Source organism: Bacillus sp. TH17 (assembly GCF_016651125.1).
GTDB lineage: Bacteria > Bacillota > Bacilli > Bacillales > Bacillaceae_G > Bacillus_A > Bacillus_A mycoides.
In genome coordinates this window covers 3369339-3393645 of record NZ_JAEKEN010000001.1, presented here as the reverse complement: position 1 = coordinate 3393645, position 24307 = coordinate 3369339, and the positions used below count along the sequence as shown (strand labels likewise).

General features: G+C 36.4%; 23 protein-coding genes, 1 pseudogene and 1 other annotated feature. All 24 genes and pseudogenes read left to right on the top strand.

Going from position 1 to position 24307, the window contains the following annotated elements:
- Positions 1 to 118: 118 nt before the first annotated feature.
- A complete protein-coding gene (murE, locus tag JFT95_RS17170; protein WP_002014740.1) occupies positions 119 to 1594 on the top strand; it encodes a UDP-N-acetylmuramoyl-L-alanyl-D-glutamate--2,6-diaminopimelate ligase in 1476 nt (491 codons plus the stop codon).
- Positions 1595 to 1616: 22 nt separating this feature from the next.
- Positions 1617 to 2591, top strand: coding sequence for a phospho-N-acetylmuramoyl-pentapeptide-transferase (mraY, locus tag JFT95_RS17165; protein WP_002014738.1), 975 nt, complete (start codon positions 1617 to 1619; stop codon positions 2589 to 2591).
- Positions 2592 to 3944, top strand: a complete 1353-nt coding sequence (gene murD / locus JFT95_RS17160) for a UDP-N-acetylmuramoyl-L-alanine--D-glutamate ligase (protein ID WP_201052877.1) — start codon at positions 2592 to 2594, stop codon at positions 3942 to 3944.
- A gap of 89 nt (positions 3945 to 4033) precedes the next feature.
- The gene (gene spoVE / locus JFT95_RS17155) at positions 4034 to 5125 is read left to right on the top strand and encodes a stage V sporulation protein E (protein WP_002014736.1); all 1092 of its coding nucleotides are present in this window, start codon (positions 4034 to 4036) and stop codon (positions 5123 to 5125) included.
- Between the two features lie 102 nt (positions 5126 to 5227).
- Complete coding sequence (murG, locus tag JFT95_RS17150; RefSeq protein ID WP_002088269.1) at positions 5228 to 6322, top strand: undecaprenyldiphospho-muramoylpentapeptide beta-N-acetylglucosaminyltransferase; 1095 nt, start codon at positions 5228 to 5230, stop codon at positions 6320 to 6322.
- A gap of 61 nt (positions 6323 to 6383) precedes the next feature.
- The gene (gene murB / locus JFT95_RS17145) at positions 6384 to 7289 is read left to right on the top strand and encodes a UDP-N-acetylmuramate dehydrogenase (RefSeq protein ID WP_078184358.1); all 906 of its coding nucleotides are present in this window, start codon (positions 6384 to 6386) and stop codon (positions 7287 to 7289) included.
- 98 nt (positions 7290 to 7387) lie between these two features.
- A pseudogene (divIB, locus tag JFT95_RS17140) lies at positions 7388 to 8157 on the top strand (cell division protein DivIB).
- Between the two features lie 401 nt (positions 8158 to 8558).
- On the top strand, positions 8559 to 9860 hold the full coding sequence (ftsA, locus tag JFT95_RS17135; protein WP_002014731.1) for a cell division protein FtsA: 1302 nt from the start codon (positions 8559 to 8561) through the stop codon (positions 9858 to 9860).
- 39 nt (positions 9861 to 9899) lie between these two features.
- Positions 9900 to 11054, top strand: coding sequence for a cell division protein FtsZ (gene ftsZ, locus JFT95_RS17130; RefSeq protein WP_002014730.1), 1155 nt, complete (start codon positions 9900 to 9902; stop codon positions 11052 to 11054).
- Positions 11055 to 11505: 451 nt separating this feature from the next.
- On the top strand, positions 11506 to 12423 hold the full coding sequence (spoIIGA, locus tag JFT95_RS17125; protein WP_002165147.1) for a sigma-E processing peptidase SpoIIGA: 918 nt from the start codon (positions 11506 to 11508) through the stop codon (positions 12421 to 12423).
- Positions 12424 to 12442: 19 nt separating this feature from the next.
- Positions 12443 to 13162: an RNA polymerase sporulation sigma factor SigE gene (sigE, locus tag JFT95_RS17120; protein WP_002128857.1), complete on the top strand. Its 720-nt coding sequence runs from the start codon at positions 12443 to 12445 to the stop codon at positions 13160 to 13162.
- Between the two features lie 157 nt (positions 13163 to 13319).
- On the top strand, positions 13320 to 14099 hold the full coding sequence (gene sigG, locus JFT95_RS17115; RefSeq protein WP_002014725.1) for an RNA polymerase sporulation sigma factor SigG: 780 nt from the start codon (positions 13320 to 13322) through the stop codon (positions 14097 to 14099).
- Between the two features lie 293 nt (positions 14100 to 14392).
- Positions 14393 to 14671: a YlmC/YmxH family sporulation protein gene (locus JFT95_RS17110; protein ID WP_012261605.1), complete on the top strand. Its 279-nt coding sequence runs from the start codon at positions 14393 to 14395 to the stop codon at positions 14669 to 14671.
- Between the two features lie 117 nt (positions 14672 to 14788).
- On the top strand, positions 14789 to 15598 hold the full coding sequence (pgeF, locus tag JFT95_RS17105; protein WP_002128855.1) for a peptidoglycan editing factor PgeF: 810 nt from the start codon (positions 14789 to 14791) through the stop codon (positions 15596 to 15598).
- 5 nt (positions 15599 to 15603) lie between these two features.
- A complete protein-coding gene (locus JFT95_RS17100; RefSeq protein WP_002033757.1) occupies positions 15604 to 16278 on the top strand; it encodes a YggS family pyridoxal phosphate-dependent enzyme in 675 nt (224 codons plus the stop codon).
- 19 nt (positions 16279 to 16297) lie between these two features.
- Positions 16298 to 16768, top strand: coding sequence for a cell division protein SepF (locus JFT95_RS17095; RefSeq protein WP_002014721.1), 471 nt, complete (start codon positions 16298 to 16300; stop codon positions 16766 to 16768).
- Positions 16769 to 16774: 6 nt separating this feature from the next.
- Positions 16775 to 17038, top strand: coding sequence for a YggT family protein (locus JFT95_RS17090; protein ID WP_002014720.1), 264 nt, complete (start codon positions 16775 to 16777; stop codon positions 17036 to 17038).
- A gap of 15 nt (positions 17039 to 17053) precedes the next feature.
- Complete coding sequence (locus JFT95_RS17085) at positions 17054 to 17821, top strand: YlmH family RNA-binding protein (protein ID WP_002033759.1); 768 nt, start codon at positions 17054 to 17056, stop codon at positions 17819 to 17821.
- 89 nt (positions 17822 to 17910) lie between these two features.
- Positions 17911 to 18417: a septum site-determining protein DivIVA gene (divIVA, locus tag JFT95_RS17080; RefSeq protein ID WP_001131609.1), complete on the top strand. Its 507-nt coding sequence runs from the start codon at positions 17911 to 17913 to the stop codon at positions 18415 to 18417.
- Between the two features lie 51 nt (positions 18418 to 18468).
- Positions 18469 to 18693, top strand: a binding site (T-box leader).
- Between the two features lie 72 nt (positions 18694 to 18765).
- A complete protein-coding gene (gene ileS2 / locus JFT95_RS17075; RefSeq protein ID WP_201052875.1) occupies positions 18766 to 21531 on the top strand; it encodes an isoleucine--tRNA ligase in 2766 nt (921 codons plus the stop codon).
- A gap of 158 nt (positions 21532 to 21689) precedes the next feature.
- A complete protein-coding gene (locus tag JFT95_RS17070; protein ID WP_002014715.1) occupies positions 21690 to 22019 on the top strand; it encodes a TraR/DksA C4-type zinc finger protein in 330 nt (109 codons plus the stop codon).
- Positions 22020 to 22143: 124 nt separating this feature from the next.
- Positions 22144 to 22602, top strand: a complete 459-nt coding sequence (lspA, locus tag JFT95_RS17065) for a lipoprotein signal peptidase LspA (RefSeq protein ID WP_002128849.1) — start codon at positions 22144 to 22146, stop codon at positions 22600 to 22602.
- A 4-nt stretch (positions 22603 to 22606) separates the two neighbouring features.
- Entirely contained in the window at positions 22607 to 23515 is a 909-nt protein-coding gene (locus JFT95_RS17060; RefSeq protein ID WP_002033761.1) for an RluA family pseudouridine synthase, read from the top strand.
- A 203-nt stretch (positions 23516 to 23718) separates the two neighbouring features.
- Positions 23719 to 24261, top strand: coding sequence for a bifunctional pyrimidine operon transcriptional regulator/uracil phosphoribosyltransferase (gene pyrR / locus JFT95_RS17055; protein WP_001156489.1), 543 nt, complete (start codon positions 23719 to 23721; stop codon positions 24259 to 24261).
- Positions 24262 to 24307 lie beyond the last annotated feature (46 nt).

Here is a 24307-nt window from a genome sequence, read left to right as displayed (position 1 = left end):
AATAAATCTATTGATTAGACTATAGTAGCACTTACCTCCTATTTTTATATAACTAGGAGGTAACGTGTTACTTGCTAAAATAAGAGATAAATAAACAATGTAGAGAGGGTTTAGTGAAATGAAGTTGCATACACTTGTATCATGTTTGCATGATTTTCCAGTTGTTCCAACAGAAAATCCAGAAATAACATCTATTGAAGCGGATTCACGTAAAGTGAAAGAGGGAAGCTTATTTATATGTATGAAAGGATATACGGTTGATAGCCATGACTTTGCTAAGCAAGCAGCCGCACAAGGAGCGGCTGCTATTGTTGCGGAAAGACCAATTGATGTTGACGTTCCAGTTGTACTTGTGAAAAATACTTTTCGTTCGCTAGCGGTTTTAGCTGATTATTTTTATGGCCAACCAACACACAAGTTACATTTAATCGGTATTACAGGTACAAATGGAAAGACAACAACATCGCATATTATGGATGAAATTATGCGCGCACATGGTCATAAAACAGGGCTAATTGGAACGATTAATATGAAAATCGGTGATGAAACATTTGAGGTGAAAAATACAACACCAGATGCACTAACACTTCAACAGACATTTTCAAAAATGGTTGAACAAGGTGTGGATAGCACAGTAATGGAAGTTTCGTCTCATGCTTTAGATCTTGGCCGTGTACACGGGTGCGATTATGATGTTGCAGTATTTACGAATTTAACACAAGATCATTTAGACTATCATAAAACGATGGAAGAATATAAACATGCGAAAGGGTTGCTTTTCGCACAGCTTGGCAATAGTTATCATCATAATCGTGAAAAATACGCTATATTAAACAGTGATGATCCAGTAGCAGAAGAGTATATGAGAAGTACAGCAGCTACTGTTGTAACATACGGTATAGATGTTGCAAGCGACATTATGGCACGAGATATCGTAATGACGAGTGGCGGTACAACATTTACACTTGTAACACCGTACGAAACTGTAAATGTTACGATGAAATTAATTGGTAAGTTTAATGTATACAACGTGTTAGCTGCTACAGCAGCAGGTCTTGTTTCAGGAGTGAGCTTACAAACAATTATTGATGTAATTAAAGAGCTTGCTGGCGTTCCTGGACGTTTTGAAGTTGTAGATGGTGGACAAAATTACACAGTTATTGTTGACTATGCGCATACACCTGATAGCTTAGAGAACGTACTAAAAACAGCAAAACAGTTTGCAAAAGGCGATGTATATTGTATCGTTGGTTGCGGTGGTGATAGAGATAGAACGAAAAGACCAATAATGGCAAGTGTCGCAACCGAATATGCAACTCATGCAATTTATACATCAGATAATCCAAGAAGTGAAGATCCGAAGGCTATTTTAGATGATATGGTAAATGATGTGAATGGGAATAATTATGAAGTAATTGTCGATCGAAAAGAAGCGATACGTTCCGCTATCTCGAAAGTAAAAGCAGAAGATATTATTATTATTGCTGGTAAAGGGCATGAAACGTATCAAATTATTGGTAAAGAAGTTCATCATTTTGACGATCGTGAAGTTGCTAAAGAAGCAATCACGGAGCGTTTAAATAACGAAGTGTAACAGCATGAGAGGAGGACTACATGTGCTTGAACAAGGTTTATTAGTAACGGCTGGGGTAGCATTTTTAATTTCTGTTGCCCTTTCACCATTATTTATTCCATTTTTAAGAAAGTTAAAGTTCGGACAGAGTATTCGTGACGAAGGACCGAAGTCACACCAAAAGAAATCAGGGACACCAACGATGGGTGGTATTGTCATATATGTATCTATGATGGTGACTACGCTTATTATGGCGATTAAATTTAACAATTTAGGTGCAGAAGTATCATTGTTATTATTAGTTACATTTGGGTACGGATTAATCGGATTTTTAGATGACTACATAAAAGTAGTAAAGAAAAGAAATCTTGGTTTAACATCAAAACAAAAATTGATTGGTCAGCTTGTAATTGCTATTGCGTTCTTTTTAATTGGAAAAGGGCAAGCATTTCACACGTATATCATGATTCCAGGAACTGATGTTAAATTTGAATTAGGCTGGGCGTATTTTGTTCTCGTATTATTTATGCTTATTGGTGGATCAAATGCGGTTAATTTAACAGATGGTTTAGATGGTTTATTATCAGGAACAGCTGCTATTGCATTCGGAGCATTTAGTATTATTGCTGTAGCTCAAGAACAATTTGGGGTAGCGATTTTCTGTATGGCAGTCGTAGGAGCTGTACTTGGCTTTTTAGTATTCAATGCGAACCCAGCGAAAGTATTTATGGGGGATACTGGTTCTCTAGCTTTAGGTGGTGCTATCGCAGCTGTAGCGATTTTGTTAAAACAAGAATTGTTACTCGTTATTATTGGCGGTGTATTCGTAGCGGAAACTTTATCTGTTATTATCCAAGTTATTTCGTTCAAAACAACAGGAAAGCGTGTCTTTAAAATGAGTCCATTACATCATCATTATGAATTATGTGGTTGGTCAGAGTGGCGCGTTGTTGTAACGTTTTGGTCTGTAGGATTTTTATTAGCTGTGCTAGGAATTTATATCGGGGTGTGGATGTAATTGAAAACTGTAACTGAATATCAAAATAAAAATGTTCTTGTATTAGGTATTGCTAAAAGTGGTTATGCAGCAGCTACTTTATTAAAAAAGTTAGGGGCAAACGTCATTGTAAATGATGGGAAACCATTAGTGGGTAATGTGCTTGCAGCTGAGTTACAAGCGGAAGGAATGGATGTTGTGTGTGGTGGGCATCCATTAGAATTACTGGAGAGAAACATTTCACTTGTCGTAAAAAATCCAGGAATTCCATATTCTAATCCACTCTTAGTGGCGGCGAAAGAAAAACAAATTCCAATTGTAACTGAGGTTGAATTAGCATATTCCATTTCAGCAGCACCGTTTGTTGGGATTACGGGATCTAACGGTAAAACAACAACGACAATGTTAACGTTTGAAATGTTAAAAGAAGGACAAAAGCACCCAGTTATTGCGGGGAATATAGGTACTGTAGCTTGTGAAGTTGCACAATTGGCGAAAGAAAATGAAGTTGTCGTTACGGAACTTTCATCGTTTCAATTGATGGGAGTGGAATCGTTCCAACCAAAAATTGCAGCCTTTTTAAATTTATTTGAAGCGCATTTAGATTATCACGGGACGAAGAAAGAGTATGGTTTGGCGAAAGCGAATATTTTCAAAAACCAAACTGAAGCAGATTATAGTATAATTAACGCAGATGATGCAGATGTCATGGCGTTATCGGCATATAGTAAAGGACAGAAAGTATTATTTTCGACGACGAAAGAAATTGAAGATGGTGCGTATATAAAAGATAACGCTCTTTATTTTAAAGGCGAAAAAGTAGTTAAAGTAAGTGATATTGTTTTACCTGGTAAGCACAATTTAGAAAATATTTTAGCAGCAATGAGTATTGCTAAATTACTAGGTGTTTCTAATGAAGCAATTACTGCTGTGTTAAAAAGTTTTACAGGTGTAAAACATCGCTTAGAATATGTAACAACGATTAATAATCGTAAATTTTATAATGATTCAAAAGCGACGAATATGCTAGCGACAGAAAAAGCATTATCTGCATTTACACAACCGATTGTATTATTGGCTGGTGGACTTGATCGTGGTAATGAATTTGATGATTTAATTCCATATTTTAAACATGTCAAAGCGATTGTGACATTTGGACAAACTGCACCAAAATTAGTAAGAGCGGCAGAAAAAGCAGGATTAGATGTAATTGAAAGTGTCGATACTTTAGATGATGCAGTAGTGAAAGCTTATGCTCATTCTACCGATGGTGATGTAATTCTTCTTTCACCAGCATGTGCAAGCTGGGATCAATTTAAAACATTTGAAGAAAGAGGAGACATTTTTATACAAGCTGTGCATAAACTTATATAAAGTAAATCAAAACATCAGTAGGCTAACACCTACTGATGTTTTGTTACATAGGGCAAAGGTTCTGCTCAAAGAGGTGGTGTTCATGGGTAATGAAGAAAACGCCTGATTTTATTCTCATCATCGTTACACTTGCGTTGTTAACAATCGGAATGATTATGGTTTATAGTGCGAGTGCGGTTTGGGCCTCTTATAAAATGGGGGATTCATTCTTTTTTGCAAAAAGACAATTGTTATTTGCAAGTCTTGGGGTAGTAGCTATGTTTTTTCTGATGAAAATTGATTATTGGGTATGGCGTACGTATTCAAAAGTAATTTTACTAGTTTGTTTCGTTCTTCTTATTCTCGTTCTTATTCCTGGAGTAGGTCTCGTTCGTGGAGGGGCGCGAAGTTGGATTGGAATCGGGGCATTTTCTATCCAACCGTCAGAGTTTATGAAATTCGCGATGATTATTTTCTTAGCAAAATTTTTAGCGGAACGACAAAAATTAATTACATCTTTTAAACGAGGTTTACTACCGGCTCTTAGTTTTGTATTTCTTGCTTTTGGGATAATTATGTTACAGCCAGATCTTGGTACGGGAACGGTAATGATTGGGACATGTATTATTATGATATTTATTTCGGGAGCAAGGGTCTTTCACTTTGCAATGTTTGGTTTGCTTGGTGCAGCGGGATTTGTAGGGTTAATTGCATCAGCGCCATATCGAATGAAACGCATCACATCATATTTAGATCCGTGGTCGGATCCGCTCGGAAGTGGATTTCAAATTATCCAATCGTTACTCGCAATTGGACCTGGTGGTTTATTTGGGCTTGGACTTGGACAAAGTAGACAAAAATTTCTTTATTTACCTGAACCACAAACAGACTTTATATTTGCAATCTTATCCGAGGAATTAGGTTTTATTGGTGGTTCATTTGTGTTATTATTATTTAGTCTATTATTATGGCGTGGGATTCGTATAGCATTAGGAGCGCCAGATTTATATGGTACGTTTTTAGCAGTAGGTATTGTGGCGATGATTGCGATTCAAGTAATGATTAATGTTGGTGTTGTAACAGGACTGATGCCTGTTACCGGTATTACTTTGCCATTTTTAAGTTATGGTGGATCAAGTTTGACCTTAATGTTAATGGCAGTAGGTGTATTATTGAATATAAGTCGCCATTCTCGCTATTAAACCCTGTTTAAAAGACAGGGTTTTTCGTGTGTGTGTGAAAATACAATATGTATATAGAAATAAATACGATTGAATAAGAACAGGGAAGTGGAGGAATCAGTAGTGCGAGTATTAGTAAGTGGTGGGGGTACTGGAGGACATATTTATCCAGCTCTTGCTTTAATTAGAGAAATAAAAAAACTAAATCCGGAAGCAAGATTTTTATACATTGGTACAGAGAATGGATTAGAGAGTACCATCGTACCGAAAGCGGGTATTCCGTTCCAATCTATTGTTATAAGTGGATTTAAACGAAAAATATCTCTTGATAATGTAAAAACCGTGATGCGTTTCCTAAAAGGTGTTCAAGATAGTAAACGATATATTCGTCGTTTTAACCCTGATATTGTGATTGGTACGGGTGGATACGTATGTGGGCCAGTTGTATATGCTGCGGCTAAATTAGGTATTCCGACTATTGTCCATGAACAAAATAGTGTACCTGGTGTAACGAATAAATTTTTAAGTCGTTATGTCGATAAAGTTGCAGTTTGTTTTGAAGCAGCTGCAGAACATTTTCCACAGTCAAAAGTGGTTATGACAGGTAATCCACGTGCATCAGAAGTAATGGACCAAAATGGAATGAAAGGAAAACGTTCGGTAGGACTATCCCTTTCTAAAAAATCCGTGCTTATTTTTGGTGGGAGCCGCGGGGCTAGACCGATTAACGATGCTTTTGTAGAAGCGATTGAACAATTTGGGAATAAAAGTTACGAAGTATTATATGTAACAGGCGAAGTACATTATGATAAAGTTATGGAAGCCGTGAAACAAAAAGGGAATCCGAATAATGTTATTATTAAACCTTTTATTCATAATATGCCAGAGGTACTGACGGGTGTAGATCTTGTTGTTTCAAGGGCAGGGGCTACAACGCTTGCAGAATTAACAGCGTTAGGAAAGCCGAGTGTATTAATTCCAAGTCCGTACGTAACAAATAACCATCAAGAAAAAAATGCACGATCAGTTGTTGATAAAGGAGCAGCTAAAATGCTACTTGAAAAAGATTTAACATCTGAAACGCTTATTCGTGACATTGATGAGATTTTATTGGATACACAAACATTACAAAATATGAAACTGGCTACTAAGCAACTTGGTATTCCAGATGCAGCAAATAAGCTATATGAAGTAATGAACAAGCTTATTAAAAAATAACATTAGGTGAACGCCCCGCATATTACTGTAATAAGGAGACTTGATATGGGGGAGATTGTCTATGGAACAATTAGTAAAAGAGCTTTTAGAAGCAAATGTTGGTCGCGTGTTAGTTAATGAACCGTTAGCGCGTTACACGACTATGAAAATAGGCGGACCAGCTGATATTTTAATTGTACCAAAGCATGTTGCTGGTATTGAGAAGACTCTAGAGTTAGTAAAGAAGTACAAGACAAGGTGGACTGCAATTGGTCGTGGTTCAAATCTTCTCGTATCTGATCAAGGTATAGAAGGTGTGGTTATTCGTTTAGGAGAAGGATTAGACCATTTAGAAGTCGAAAAACATAGAGTAAGAGTCGGTGCTGGATATCCCCTTATTAAATTGTCAACTTTACTTAGTCGACAGGGATTAGCGGGCCTGGAATTTGCAAGTGGTATTCCAGGAAGTGTTGGCGGTGCAGTGTATATGAATGCAGGCGCTCATAAGTCCGACATATCGAGTGTATTAACGAAAGCTCGTATTTTGTTTGACAATGGAACAATTAATTGGTTGACGAATACCGAAATGGGCTTTTCTTATCGCACATCTGTATTGCAAATGAAACGCCCTGGTATTGTTTTGGAAGCTGAATTCCAATTGGAGGTAGGCGAACGCGAGGGAATTGTAAGAAGCATGCAAAAGAATAAAGAGTATCGCCGTGAAACGCAGCCTTGGAATTACCCTTGTGCAGGAAGTATATTTCGAAATCCAGTCCCCTATTTTGCAGGAGATTTAATAGAAAAATCAGGGCTTCGTGGTTATACAATAGGTGGAGCTCAAATTTCTGAAATGCATGGGAATTTTATTGTTAATACTGGTGTGGCCTCAGCGCAAGATGTATTAGACTTAATCGCATTGGTAAAGCGTACAATTAAAGATAAATTTGGTGTTGATATGCATACAGAAGTAGAAATAATTGGAAGATAACGGTTGTTCGTTCCGCTCATTATCATTTATGTTATAATAAGAAGATAAGAACGGCATGAGGAACATGCCGTTCTTTATGTTACATAGGGGGATCGTACATGAAAAATAGTAAAGTGATTAAACTACAAGATCGTGTACCAAAATTAAAGAATCAAAATAAAAAAATAAGAAACCTGTTAATCATCGGTTAATTTTATACATATCGATTTTATTTTTATTAGTACTCTTTTTAATTTATTTTCGGTCTCCGCTTAGTAATATAAAAAAGATAAGTGTCTTTGGAAATCATTATATGACAGATGAACAAGTTATGAAGGAATCAGGTGTGACATATGATACGAGTTATTTCCGAGTAACAGCACATAAAGCAGAAGAAAACTTAACGAAACGAAAAGAAATTAAAGAGGTAAATGTAAAAAAACGTTTCCCAAACAAAATTGATGTTCATATCGAAGAATATTTAACAATTGGCTATATAAACAAAGATGGGAAATTACAACCGTTATTAGAAAATGGGAAAACACTCGATGTACTTCCGAACGGAAAGCTTCCAGTTGCAGCACCAATTTTCGAACCATTTAAAGAGGAAAAAATGAAGGAATTAATTGCAGAACTAGAAAAATTAACGCCAACTATTTTAAGGTCTATTTCTGAAATTCGTTATACACCAACGAACGCAAATGAAGATCATCTTACTTTATATATGAATGAAGGATATGAAGTGAGCACCACTATTCAAAATTTCGCAAAGCGAATGGAAGCTTATCCACTTATTTTAAAAACAATTGAACCTGGTAAGAAGGTTTTAATTGACTTAGAAGTGGGTGCATATACGAAGGAACTAGGTGCTGAAGAAAAGAAAGAATAGAATGATAGTTTTTACTGCGTTATTACGTATGAAATGAAACAAACGTTCTTTTATATGGATGCTAATTTGCAAGAATGCTTAATTTGATGAAAAAAATGTAAATTTTCTTAGATTCATACTAGGATTGGTACAAGTTTCACTTTTCTACAAGTACATCTTAGTGTAGACTTATACTTGGCGGTAATCTTTACACTTGAAATATAATTATTTCAAGATAGAGCAGTTATTCACAGGTTACTGCGATATTCTTAAATGAATGTTAAATAAAAATAAGAAAAATATAGGGTTAAAAAAGGGAAACGTACAAAGACGTTGAATATTTTTCTTATAAATAGTAAAGTTGCGATTGTTGTTCCATATATTGAGTTGTATGGTATAAATAAAGAAGGAGGTGCCAAAGAATGAACAGCAATGAAATATATGTTAGTCTTGACATCGGTACATCCAATGTTAAAGTCATCATTGGTGAAATGGTTAATGATAGCTTAAACATTATTGGTGTTGGAAACGTAAAATCAAATGGTTTGAAAAAGGGATCGATAGTTGATATAGATGAAACTGTTCGATCAATTAAAAAAGCAATTGAACAAGCTGAGCGCATGGTGGGTATCCACATTGAGCAAGTTGTAGTAGGTGTCAATGCAAACCAGGTACAGTTGCTCCCGTGTCACGGAGTAGTCGCTGTTTCAAATGAAGATCGTGAAATCGGGAATGAAGATGTCTTACGCGTTCTAGATGCAGCGCAAGTTGTGTCAATTGCTCCTGAACGTGAATTTATTGATGTGGTACCTCGACAGTTCATTGTAGACGGTCTTGACGAGATTAACGATCCACGCGGGATGATCGGTGTAAGATTAGAAATGGAAGGTACACTTATTACAGGCTCGAGAACTTTACTACATAACCTACTTCGTTGTGTAGAAAAAGCAGGTCTTGAAATTGTTGATATTTGTCTGCAACCTTTAGCGGCAGCGACAGTTGCGTTATCTTCGGATGAAAGAAATAGAGGGGTAGCCCTTGTTGATATGGGCGGGGGATCTACAACCTTATCTATTTTTAAAGATGGAGAGTTGCAAGCAACGAGCGTATTGCCATTAGGTGGAGATCATATAACGAAGGATATAGCGATTGGGCTGAAAACTTCAACAGAAAATGCAGATCAAATTAAGCTGAAATATGGACATGCTTTTTATGATACAGCATCTGAAGAAGAGATGTTTACGGTTCCTATTATGGGAAGCGATCAAACAGAACAATATTCTCAGTTGGAATTATCGGATATAATAGAGGCTCGTGTAGAGGAAATTTTAATGTTTGTTCAAGATGAAGTGCATAAGTTAGGAGTAAAGCAAGCTGCTTCTGGATATGTACTAACTGGTGGGATAGCTTCTATGCCAGGTGTTCTTGATCTTGCATACGATATTTTACATGAAAATGTTCGTATAGCAACTCCTGATTATATTGGTGTTCGTGAGCCTCAATATACAAGTGGAGTTGGATTAATTAAACATTCTTATCAAAAAGCTAAATTACGTGGGAAAAATGTGCAGGAAAAGCAAGAACATTTTGAACCAGTACCAGCACCAATGCCGGTACAACAGCAACCTGCGAAACAAAAAACTCGTAATCAAAACAATACTAATCAAAATGATGACCGCATGATGTCAAAAGTAAAACGTGCATTCCGTTATTTATGGGATTAAAATTGGACACGAAAAATGAGGTTCTAGGGGGATTTCGACATGTTAGAGTTTGATACTACTCAAGATCAATTAGCGAATATAAAAGTTATCGGTGTCGGCGGTGGCGGAAACAACGCTGTAAACCGTATGATTGAACACGGTGTACAAGGTGTAGACTTTATCGCTGTGAATACTGATGCACAAGCATTAAATCTATCAAAAGCTGAAACGAAAATGCAAATTGGTGGAAAATTAACGCGTGGACTTGGTGCAGGCGCAAACCCTGAAGTAGGGAAAAAAGCTGCAGAAGAAAGTAAAGAACAGATTCAAGAAGCGCTTCGTGGCGCGGATATGGTCTTCGTAACTGCTGGTATGGGCGGCGGAACTGGAACTGGTGCAGCTCCAGTTGTTGCTCAAGTTGCAAAAGAACTAGGCGCGTTAACAGTTGGTGTTGTAACACGTCCATTTACATTTGAAGGGCGTAAACGTGCAACTCAAGCTGCATCTGGTATTGCGTCATTTAAAGAAAATGTAGATACACTTATCGTAATTCCAAATGATCGCTTATTAGAGATTGTTGATAAAAATACGCCAATGTTAGAAGCGTTCCGTGAAGCAGATAACGTATTACGTCAAGGTGTTCAAGGTATTTCTGATTTAATTGCTACACCAGGTCTAATTAACTTAGACTTTGCAGACGTAAAAACAATTATGTCTAATAGAGGTTCTGCTTTAATGGGTATCGGTTCTGGTAATGGTGAAAATCGTGCTGCTGAAGCTGCGAAAAAAGCGATTTCTAGTCCATTACTAGAAACATCTATTGATGGAGCTCAAGGTGTTATTATGAACATTACGGGCGGCGCAAACTTAAGTTTATATGAAGTACAAGAAGCAGCAGACATTGTAGCTTCAGCTTCGGATCCAGAAGTAAATATGATCTTCGGTTCTGTTATTAATGAAGGATTAAAAGATGATATCGTTGTCACTGTAATTGCAACTGGTTTTGATGATAGTGCTTCGACACAACCACCAAAACCAATTATCCGTCCGACTGCGAATCACACACAACAGCAACAACAACCAGTAGCTCAACCTTCAAAACAACGTGAAGTTAAGCGTGAAATGAAACGTGAAGAGCCGGTTGTGCATGATCGTCATACAGATTCAGATGACATCGATATTCCAGCATTCTTACGTAACCGTCGTAGACGATAAAAGAAAAGGAGCTTTCATGCTCCTTTTTTTGTTGTCTAAATGGAAAAGATCTGCTAAGCAGATCTTTTTTTATTATTTTGCATATGGAGAGCCCAGTCCTATTTTTAAGCCATAAGCTGTGATAAATTGAAACTTTAATTAATCGGGGGTGTTCATCCGAAAATGATTGTTAGCCCGACTCCCACTTAACTTCTGTCCTTTTTATAGTTGAATTTTGAGGCAGGGTCTTACTGCCCGCAAATAGCAAGATAAACTTTGTATATATATAATTCAATTATTATGTATACAAGTAAGAAATTTATATTATTCTATGAAAAATACATTTTTATTTTTTACCGACAGATTATGTCTAGAAATCACAAAATAACAAAAAAACCCCTCCACCAATTGACACACTTTCCTATTGGATATGCATTATACTAGTCTCAACTTAAAAAAAGAGGTGAATTGTTTGGTTGTTTACGCCGACATTGTCTGGTTGTTAAACGCCTGCATTGATTTTCTTTTACTTTTATTAACAGCCACCGTGTTAAAAAAGAGAATCAAAAGATGGAGGCTTGTGTTAGGGGCATTTATAGGTTCAACTATTGTTATTTTCGCCTTTACGCCTTTTGCTTCTATGATGACACATCCAATTATGAAACTATTGTACTCGTTACTTATTGTGTATACAGCATTTGGGTTTTCGACATTTAGAAATTATACACAAACTGTTTTTACTTTCTATTTTGTAACCTTTATGGTTGGTGGAGGATTAATTGGAACGCATTACTTTTTGCAAACGAACGAAATGGTAAATGGATTAGTTCAATCTAAATCAGTTTCTTACGGTGATCCAATTAGTTGGGTATTTGTTATTTTTGGTTTTCCAGTAATTTATTATTTTTCTAAAAAGCGTATAGAAAGCGTAGAGGTCACAAAGATACACTATGATCAAATCGTGAAAGTGGAAATTCAATTAGCTGGAGAGGAACTAGAATTAGCAGGTCTAATTGATAGTGGGAACCAACTTTATGACCCGTTAACGAAAACACCCGTTATGATTATGCATATTTCATCATTAGAACATTGTTTGCCAGCTTGGTTAACAGAACAAATTTATTCCAAAACAGAAATTCCTCAAATACCAGAAAATGATTCTGGATGGGCGACGAAACTACGTTTAATTCCTTTCCGAGCAGTAGGAGTAGAGAATCAATTTTTATGGGCAATTAAGCCAGATTGTGTGCGAGTTTATCATGAAGGTAGTTCGGTTGTTGTAAACAAAGTACTGATTGGATTAAATACACAACAATTATCTACTAATGGAGAGTATCAATGCATTGTACATCCGAAAATGTTGATTTCGCAAAAGATGGTAATTGCTTAATTATGAGAGGCGGGATAATATGGTGAAATTTAAATTTTATTTGGTATACCTTTGGTATAAAGTATTGCTGAAATTAGGAATTAAGACCGATGAAATTTATTATATTGGTGGAAGTGAAGCGTTGCCACCGCCGTTAACGAAAGAAGAAGAGGCAGTTCTTTTGAATAAATTACCAAATGGAGATCAAGCTGCGAGGTCGATGCTTATTGAACGTAACCTAAGGCTTGTTGTATATATAGCAAGAAAATTTGAAAATACAGGGATCAATATTGAGGATTTGATTAGTATAGGAACAATTGGTCTTATTAAGGCAGTGAATACATTTAATCCAGAAAAGAAAATTAAATTAGCAACATATGCATCTCGTTGTATAGAAAATGAAATTTTAATGCATTTGCGTCGAAATAATAAAAATCGTTCGGAAGTTTCTTTTGATGAACCGCTTAACATTGATTGGGACGGAAATGAACTGTTACTATCAGATGTTTTAGGTACAGATGATGACATTATTACAAAAGATTTAGAAGCTACTGTAGATCGTCATCTTTTAATGAAAGCATTGCATCAATTAAATGACCGTGAAAAACAAATTATGGAGCTTCGGTTTGGACTCGCTGGTGGCGAAGAGAAGACACAAAAAGATGTGGCTGATATGCTTGGAATTTCACAGTCTTATATTTCTCGTTTGGAAAAAAGAATTATAAAAAGATTACGAAAAGAATTTAATAAAATGGTGTGAAGAATAAGACCAGTCGGTATCTAGACTGGTCTTATTCTTTTTTTGTGCATTAGGAAATATGATATTTGTGAAAAATGATGGAAAAAACGTATGCATAAAATCCCCTTCAAAGGAAATACTTTACACTGTACAGCAACTCCCGATAGGAGGGAACACTTTGACGAGAAACAAAGTAGAAATTTGCGGTGTTGATACAGCTAAACTTCCAGTACTAAAAAATGAAGAGATGCGTAAATTATTTCGTGAAATGCAAAGTGGAGAGATAAGCGCCAGAGAGAAATTAGTGAATGGAAACTTACGTCTTGTACTGAGCGTCATCCAAAGATTTAATAACAGAGGAGAATATGTTGATGATTTATTTCAAGTTGGTTGCATTGGACTTATGAAATCCATTGATAACTTTGATTTAGGCCAAAATGTAAAGTTTTCAACGTATGCTGTGCCGATGATTATTGGAGAAATACGCAGATATTTGCGTGATAACAATCCAATTCGTGTATCTCGCTCATTACGAGATATTGCGTATAAAGCGTTGCAAGTAAGAGAAAAATTGATTGCTGAAAATTCAAAAGAACCAACAGCAATGGATATTGCGAAAGTTCTTGAAGTGACACATGAAGAGATTGTTTTTGCACTAGATGCGATTCAAGATCCGGTTTCATTATTTGAACCGATTTATAACGATGGAGGAGATCCTATCTTTGTTATGGATCAATTAAAGGATGAAAAACAAAAGGACGAGCAGTGGGTTGAAGAACTGGCGTTGAAAGAAGGAATGAAGCGTTTAAATGATCGTGAAAAAATGATTATTCGAAAACGTTTCTTTCAAGGAAAGACACAGATGGAAGTTGCCGAAGAAATTGGGATTTCTCAAGCGCAAGTATCACGTTTGGAGAAGTCTGCTATTAAGCAAATGAATAAGACGATTCAAGGATAAGGTCCTCACCAGTTATGGTGAGGTCTTTTTTATATATAATATTTTGCGCTCATAGTAGATTGGGTAGGTTCATATAATGAAAATAAAATGGATGTTCTATTAGTAGCGGTTATATACTGTTTATCCGCTTCGAAATTAGGCTGAAGTAAAAAGTTAGATGAAAGCGGGACTGCCCGTAAAAGTCCGATTGGCATGGGTTAATAATCAGTAGGGATGGGGATAATCCCACTGATTAAGGTTTCACTTTATTTGAGAGCGTACTTACGATTCATGATATAAGGGAGAGGATGAATATGATACGGATTTCGGAGTTTCAAATGAAGGATGTTGTAAATGTTTCAGATGGAAAGAGGCTTGGGAATATTGGAGATATTGATATTGATATAGACACAGGAAAGATTAGGGCGGTTATTATTTCTAAGCAGGCACGAATGCTTGGACTCTTTGGGAAGGAAGTAGAATTTGTGATTCCTTGGGAGCAAATTATGAAAATTGGAGAAGATGTCATACTTGTAAAAGTAGATCATGTTAATTCTGTAACAGAATCAATACAAACACCGACAATTTCATAAAGAATATTACAAATTCCTCTTTTTTTTCTGTTGTCATTATGAAAAAATAAAAGTATGGTAAAATAGACAGGAAGTACCATACTTTTTTCTGTTATTTTAATTAAAAGGAGTCGCTTTATGAGAGAACCATTTAAATATGCGGACGGTATACTGTATTTACAAGCGTGGAAAGAACTTGGAAACATTACTGTTGGATTTACGACAAAAGATGGTGGAGTAAGTACAGGCTCCTTTCATGCGATGAATTTAGGATTACATGTGAATGATATCGTGGAGAATGTTCATGAAAACAGACGCATTTTAGCTAATAAGTTACAAAAACCATTAGAAAAATGGATTTGCTCTGAACAAGTTCATGACCATCATGTTGAGAAAGTAGGACTGCAAGAAAAAGGGAAAGGCGTTTATTCATATGAAGACGGTATTCCAAAAACGGATGGCATTTATACGACTAACAAAGATGTTCTCTTAACATCTTGTTACGCTGATTGTGTTCCGCTCTATTTTTATGCACCATCACATGATATGATAGGACTTGCGCATGCTGGGTGGAAAGGGACTGTAACAGAGATTGCGAAAGAAATGATTCAAAAGTGGAATGCAGAAGGTGTTTCAAGTGATGAAATTCATGTCGCAATTGGTCCTGCAATCGGATCATGTTGTTATGTTGTTGATGATCGTGTATTAACAGCAGCACAGCAAGTAGTAAACGGATCTGTTCCTCATAAAGTAATTTCTGATGGTCAGTATGCAATTAATTTAAAAGAAGTTAATCGTATATTATGTGTACAAGCAGGCATAAAAGAAGAACATATTGTAATGTCATCTCTTTGTACAAGCTGTGAAGAACAATTATTTTTCTCTCATCGTCGTGATCAAGGTAAGACGGGGAGAATGTTGAGTTTCATAGGTTTTAAGGAGGAGTGAAGTAAGTGACAGTGCAAGGGAATTTAGCAGATGTAAACGAAGTAATTAAAGAATCTTGTGTACGAGCTGGACGTTCGATGAAAGATATTAAGCTCGTTGCAGTTACAAAAACTGTAGGGATTGAAAAAACAAGCGAAGTAATTGAAACAGGAATTATTGATTTAGGTGAAAATAGAAATGAAGGTTTCTTACAAAAATACGAGCATTTCGGTTCAAAAGTGAATTGGCATTTTATTGGATCATTGCAAACGAGAAAAGTAAAAGAAATCATTAATGAGATTGATTATTTACATTCATTAGATCGTCTTTCGCTTGCAAAAGAAATTCAAAAACGTGCTGATAAGAAAGTTAAATGCTTTATTCAAGTGAAAACATCATCTGAAGAATCAAAGCAAGGATTGGCGATAGAAGAAACAATTTCTTTTATTCAAAGTTTGCAAGAATTGGATAAGATTGAAGTGGTAGGATTAATGACAATGGCTCCGTTTACAGGAGAAGAGGAAGAGATTCGTCGCTGCTTTAAGGAATTGCGCATGCTACAAACAGAGGTGCAGGAGCTAGAATTATTACATGCACCATGTAAAGAATTATCAATGGGAATGTCAAATGATTACACGATTGCAATTGAGGAAGGCGCTACATATATTCGTTTGGGAACGGTTTTAGTAGGAAAAGCGTAGGAGGAAGGAGAAAGTTATTATGAGTTGGTCAAAAGTAAAATACTTCTTTTTTGACACACCGGAAGAAAAAGAAGCAGCTCAATATAGTTATGAAAAGGAGCAAACAGACATGAAAAAGCAACAAGATCCCCCAGAACAACAAGATGTTCCGTTTGCGAAAGTGCAACCGAAGCAAAATGTAGTGAGTATTGAAACAGCGAAGCAATCTTCAAAAGTTGTTTTACTAGAACCACGTACATATTCGGAAGCGCAAGGCATTTCGGATCACTTAAAAGGTAGACGAGCTGTTGTAATTAATTTGCAAAGAATGTCTACAGATCAAGCTGTACGTATCGTTGACTTTTTAAGTGGTACTGTATACGCTATAGGCGGGGATATTCAAAAAATAGGCCCGAAAACATTTATGTGTACACCTGAAAATGTTGATATCGTTGGTGCGATTTCAGAGTTATTCGGTGAAGAAGAAGAGACAAATATAAAGAGGTGGTAATACGCCATGACAACAGTTTTAACAGTGTTACTTACTGCTATCGAGATTTACTCGTGGGCACTAATTATTTACATTCTCCTATCATGGTTTCCTGGCGCAAAGGAATCAGCTTTTGGAGATTTTCTTGCGCGTATTTGCGAACCGTATTTAGAGCCGTTTAGGAGGTTTATTCCACCATTTGGTATGATTGATATTTCTCCACTTGTTGCTATTGTTGCCTTGAAACTTGCTAGAGGTGGCTTAGTGAGTTTATTCAACTATTTTTTATAGTGTGAGGTTAAATACATGAGCATCTATGAGCATTTTAGACCTGATGAAGAGGTCTTTGTGGATAAAGTATTAGAGTGGAAACAGGCTGCTGAGTACCATCAAGTCAAGTTAACAGATTTTCTTGATCCAAGACAGCAACAAATTGTTTCTATGGTAATAGGGCAAGGAGATGTAGCTGTACGGTTTGATGGTGCGATGCCTGAAGCCGAACGGAAAAGAGCACTAATTTATCCAGATTATCTAGAATTAAATGAAGAGGAATTTCAAGTAGAAGTATTAGAAATTGACTATCCTTCCAAGTTTTTTACGCTAGAACATAGGCAAATATTAGGTGCATTCATGTCGCTTGGTTTAACAAGGGAAAAATGTGGTGATATTTTGCTTCAAGAAGACCGTGCCCAAATTGCAGTTGCCAAAGAAGTTGTATCGTATATTGAAATGAACTTACAATCAATAGGGAAAATGAAAGTCACACTCTCTCCTATACAAGTAGAGAAAATTTTGCGTGTAGGTGAAAAATGGGGAGAAAAATCTGGGACTGTTTCGTCACTTCGTCTAGATGTTTTATTAGCTGAAATGCTACATATATCTAGGCAGAAGGTACAGCCTCTTATAAAAGGTGGCTTAGTAAAAGTCAATTGGAAAACAGTAGAGCAAACTTCGTATGAATGTTTTCCAGGGGATGTTTTCTCGGTTAGAGGGTATGGACGAAGTAAATTATTTTCTGTAGAAGGTAAAACGAAGCGCGACAAATGGAGAGTTTTGTATGGTATACTAAAATGATTGGTTTTTTAGAAGGAAATTCTCTTATTTTGTCGAAGAAAAGATATAATTGAAAGAGGAAATTTAGATAACTACTTGGAGGTGGCGTTGTGCCGTTAACACCATTAGATATTCATAACAAAGAATTTGGTCGCGGATTTCGTGGCTACGATGAAGATCAAGTAAATGAGTTTCTTGATCAAATCATCAAAGATTATGAATTAGTCATTCGTGAGAAAAAAGCTTTAGAAGAAAAGGTTGCACAATTAGAAGGAAAGTTAGATCATTTTTCTAATATTGAAGATACGCTGAACAAATCTATCATTGTCGCACAAGAAGCTGCTGAAGAAGTGAAGCGTAATGCACAAAAAGAAGCAAAATTAATTGTACGTGAAGCAGAAAAAAATGCAGATCGTATCATTAATGAAGCGTTAGTGAAATCAAGAAAAGTTGCTTTTGATATTGAAGAGTTGAAGAAACAAGCGAAAGTATTCCGAACTCGTTTCCGTATGTTATTAGAAACACAACTTGAAATGTTAAACAACGATGATTGGGATAAACTAATTGAATTAGAAGACGAAGTGGACGAACTGTTGAAAAAAGAAGAAACAGTGTAAGCTTGACGTTTTTCTCATTATTACATATAATTTTAAACAGCATATTTATTAAGAAAAACGAAGATAGGGATAAGTACCTTTTTCATACCTTATATAGCGAACTGAGGATGGTGTAAGCTCAGGATAAGGAGATAATGGGAATATCACCCTGGAGTTCCGCGCTGAACAAATTTAGTAAGCGTAGGCGTATATTCGCGTTAAGAATATAAAGAGGACCTTATGCATTTGTATATGGTCTACTAGGGTGGTACCGCGGGAGACTTTCTCGTCCCTTTTTGGGGATGAGAGGTCTCTTTTTTATTCCCTTTTTTAAGGTCTGTCGTTTATATATTTAAGGAGGAATTGAGCATGGAGTACAAAAATACATTACTAATGCCAAAAACAGAATTCCCGATGCGTGGGAATTTACCGAAACGTGAGCCTGCAATGCAAGAAAAATGGGCTGAAATGAATATTTATGAAAAGGTACAAGAACATACGAAAGGCCGTCCTTTATTTGTACTACATGATGGACCTCCATATGCAAATGGTGACATCCATATGGGACACGCACTAAATAAAGTGTTAAAAGACTTTATTGTTCGTTTTAAATCAATGACCGGATACTGTGCACCATATGTACCAGGTTGGGATACACACGGTTTACCAATTGAGCAAGCTTTAGCAAATAAAGGTGTAAAGCGTAAAGAAATGACAGTTGCTGAGTTCCGTAAGTTATGTGCAGAGTATGCATATGAGCAAGTAGAACGTCAACGTGAACAATTTAAGCGTTTAGGTGTACGTGCAGATTGGGATAATCCATATATTACTTTAGAGCCAGCTTATGAAGCACAACAAATTAAAGTGTTTGGTGACATGGCGAAAAAAGGTTATATCTATAAAGGACAAAAACCAGTTTACTGGTCTCCAACAAGTGAATCAGCTTTAGCAGAAGCTGAAATTGAATATCAAGATAAAAAATCAGCATCTATTTACGTAGCATTCCCTGTAAAAGATGGAAAGAACGTATTAGAAGGTGATGAGAAATACATTATTTGGACAACAACGCCTTGGACGTTACCTGCAAACTTAGGTATTTCTGTTCACCCAGAACTTGAATATGCTATTGTGAAAGTAAATGATGAGAAATATATCATCGCTTCTGAACTATTTGAGACAGTTGCAAAAACGTTAGAGTGGGAAAATGCTGAAGTTGTGAAAACGGTAAAAGGTAGCGAACTTGAGTATACAGTTGCAAAACATCCATTCTACGATCGTGACTCATTAGTTATGCTAGGAGAGCACGTAACAACAGATGCAGGTACAGGTTGTGTTCATACAGCACCAGGACACGGGGAAGATGACTTCGTTGTTGGTAAAAAGTATGGCTTAGAAGTACTTTGCCCAGTTGATGATAAAGGTGTATTAACAAATGAAGCACCTGGATTTGAAGGCTTATTCTATGATAAAGCTAACAAGCCAATTACGGAAAAATTAGAAGAAGTAGGCGCGTTACTGAAACTAACATTCATTACGCATTCATACCCACATGATTGGAGAACGAAAAAACCAATTATTTTCCGTGCGACAGCGCAGTGGTTTGCATCTATTGAAGCGTTCCGTAAAGAATTATTAGAAGCTGTTGCGGAAACAAAATGGGTACCAGCATGGGGAGAAACTCGTCTTCATAATATGGTTCGTGACCGTGGTGACTGGTGTATTTCTCGTCAGCGTGCATGGGGTGTGCCAATTCCTGTATTCTATGCAGAAAATGGTGATCCAATTATTACAGATGAAATAATTAATCATGTAGCAGATTTATTCCGTGAGCACGGTTCTAACGTATGGTTCGAGCGTGAAGCGAAAGATTTATTACCAGAAGGATTTACACATACAGGTAGCCCAAATGGTGAATTCCGTAAAGAAACAGACATCATGGATGTATGGTTCGATTCAGGTTCTTCTCACCAAGCGGTATTAGAAGAGCGCGAAGACTTACAACGTCCAGCTGATTTATATTTAGAAGGATCTGACCAGTATCGTGGTTGGTTTAACTCTTCATTATCAACAGCAGTTGCTGTAACTGGTAAAGCTCCGTATAAAGGCGTACTAAGCCATGGTTTCGTACTAGATGGTGACGGACGTAAAATGAGTAAGTCGATTGGAAACATCGTCGTACCGAAGAAAATTATGGATCAATTAGGCGGAGACATTTTACGCTTATGGGTATCTTCTGTTGACTATCAATCTGATGTACGTATTTCAGATGATATTTTAAAACAAGTAGCAGAAGTGTATCGTAAAATCCGTAACACATTCCGTTTCTTATTAGGAAACTTAGATGATTTTAATCCAAGTGAAAATACAGTAGCGGTAGCTGAACTTCGTGAAGTAGATCGTTACATGTTAGTGAAGTTAAATGACTTAATTACAAAAGTAAAAGATGCATATGAAACATATGACTTTGCTGCTGTATATCATGCAATTCACAACTTCTGTACAATTGATCTAAGTTCATTCTACTTAGACTTTGCAAAAGACATTTTATATATTGAAGGTGCAGATCACGCGGATCGTCGTGCAATTCAAACTGTATTATATGATGTTCTTGTTGCATTAACGAAACTTGTAACGCCAATCTTACCTCATACAGCTGATGAAGTATGGCCATATGTTCCTGGTGCAGAAGAAGAAAGCGTACAGTTAACTAATATGCCAGAAGCTACAGAAGTAGAGGGTTCAGAAGCGTTAAGAGCAAAATGGGATGCATTTATGACATTACGTGATGACGTTTTAAAAGCGTTAGAAGTAGCTCGTAATGAGAAAGTAATTGGTAAGTCATTAAATGCGAGCATTACGCTATATCCGACTGCAGAAATGAAGGCTATGTTAGAGTCTATTAGCGAAGACTTAAAGCAATTATTCATCGTCTCTGAGTATAAACTTGGTGGTACAATTGAAGAAGCACCAACAGATGCACCAAAGTATGAGCATACAGCTGTAGTTGTAGCACAGGCGACAGGTGAGACGTGTGAACGTTGTTGGGTTGTTTCAGAAACAATTGGTAAAGATGCAGAACATGAAACATTATGTGAGCGTTGTGCAACGGTTGTTAAAGAAAATTATGTAAAATAATGAAAAAAAGCTGACTGCTCATAATAGCAGTCAGTTTTTTGTTGATGATATATCAAAATAACTTTCACTCTCTTTCCTATGAAGGAAAAATGTGTGTGAGGTAAGCGTGGAAATTTCGGACACACTAATTGTACATTGCAGCTGGGAGGAATGTACACGTGAATGAAATTTATATGGAAATAAAAGAAGAATTACAATTGATGAGAAAAGAGTTGCAAGATAGATTGGCAAAAGAAGTAATGCACACATACTATATGGAATTTGGGCAAGAACTTGGATACGAAATAAAGGAAGAGACAAAGAAAAAATTGCTATTACATGATATAAAAGAGGATTTAAAAGATGTAGAACGTGCATTGTTTAAAATGGAAATAGATATGTACGGTATTTGTGAAGAAACTGGAAGAGCGATTTCTACAAAACAAATGAAAACAATGCCGACTGCTCGTACTATTCATGAATTTTTCTATGAAAAGGTAAATGTATGAAATACGCACAACGATATTATGTTACCTTTTTTAATTTATTTTATTCTTCTACAAAGGTTCATTGTGAAAAGGTAGCAGCTATGCTAAAATTTTGAGGTACACTGTCTTTGTGGGGGAAATGAAAATGATATATTATGTAATAGCGTTATTTGTCATTGCCATCGATCAAATATCGAAGTGGCTAATTGTAAAGAACATGGAATTGGGTACGAGCATTCCGATTATCGATAATGTATTATACATAACATCTCATCGAAATAGAGGAGCTGCCTGGGGTATTTTAGAAAATAAAATGTGGTTTTTCTACATTATTACAGTCATTTTCGTAGCATTTATCGTATTTTATATGAAAAAATATGCGAAAACGGACAAGCTTCTAGGTATTTCATTAGGTCTAATTTTAGGCGGAGCAATTGGCAATTTTATTGATCGTGTATTTAGACAAGAAGTAGTGGATTTCATTCACGTGTATATTTTCTCGTACAACTATCCGGTATTCAATATAGCTGACTCAGCATTATGTATTGGAGTTGTATTAATTATTATTCAAACAGTATTAGAAGGAAAGAAAGCGAAGGAGTAATTGAATGAGTGAAGTAGTACAAGTAACAGTTGCAGAAGAACAAAAAAGCGAGCGAATTGATAAATTCGTTGCAGAAATAAACAGTGAATGGTCACGTTCACAAGTGCAGCAATGGATTAAAGATGCTGTTGTGACAGTAAATGGGAAATCAGTTAAAGGGAATTATAAAGTAAAAGGAAATGATGAAATTACAGTAACAATTCCCGAGCCAGAAGAGTTAGATATTCAACCGGAAGATATGAATTTAGAAGTTTATTATGAAGATGCCGATGTACTAGTTGTAAATAAGCCGCGTGGCATGGTAGTACATCCAGCACCAGGGCATACGAAGGGTACGCTTGTAAACGGACTTATGCATCATTGTACAGACCTATCAGGTATTAACGGTGTAATGCGTCCTGGTATAGTACACCGTATTGATAAGGATACATCTGGATTATTAATGGTTGCTAAAAATGATATGGCGCATGAATCACTTGTAAATCAACTTGTAGCAAAAACGGTAACAAGACGTTATAAAGCGATTGTACATGGTGTAATTCCACATGATAAAGGAATAATTGACGCTCCAATTGGTCGTGATAAAAAAGAACGTCAAAGTATGACTGTTGATGAAAATGGTAAGAATGCAGTTACACATTTCCAAGTGTTAGAGCGATTTAAGGATTTCACACTTGTAGAATGCCGCTTAGAAACGGGACGTACACACCAAATTCGTGTTCATATGAAATATATTGGTTATCCACTTGCAGGGGATCCAAAGTATGGTCCGAAGAAAACATTAGATATGAATGGACAAGCACTTCATGCAGGGATTTTAGGTTTCGATCACCCTCGTACTGGTGAATATATTGAGTTTGAGGCACCGATTCCAGAAGTGTTTGAAGAAGCGCTAAATATTTTACGGAAATAGTATTGACAAATCATAAGAAAACTGAGATACTGACAACAGTTAAATAATGATCCTTTAACACAGCCCCGTGAGGTTGAGAAGGTAACGGTTTGAAATACTTAGGGTATGTTGTACCCTTTTTTCAAAAGTCCTCTCGCACACGCTGAGAGGACTTTTTTTATACCATTACTCTCACGCAAGAAAAAAACTTGGAGGTGTAGAGCATGCAAGAGAAAGCTGTCGTTTTAGATGACCAAATGATTCGCCGCGCTTTAACACGAATTAGTCATGAAATCGTGGAACGAAATAAAGGTGTCGATAATTGTGTTCTTGTCGGAATAAAAACACGTGGAATTTTTATTGCACAACGTTTGGCAGAACGAATTGGTCAAATTGAAGGAAAAGAGATGGAAGTAGGAGAGTTAGATATTACGTTGTATCGTGATGATTTAACACTACAATCGAAACATAAAGAACCACTTGTAAAAGGTTCTGATATTCCTGTAGATATTACGAAGAAAAAAGTTATCCTTGTGGATGATGTGTTATATACAGGAAGAACAGTTCGAGCAGCAATGGATGCTCTTATGGATTTAGGTAGACCATCACAAATCCAATTAGCTGTTCTTGTTGATAGAGGTCATCGTGAATTACCAATTCGCGCTGATTATGTAGGAAAGAACATTCCAACATCTAGTGAAGAGCGTATCGAAGTTGATTTGCAAGAGACAGATCAACAAGATCGAGTAAGCATATACGATAAGTAAAGCCCTTTTAAATGTAGTCCTGTGAGGCTGCCAAAGGGTCTTGGCT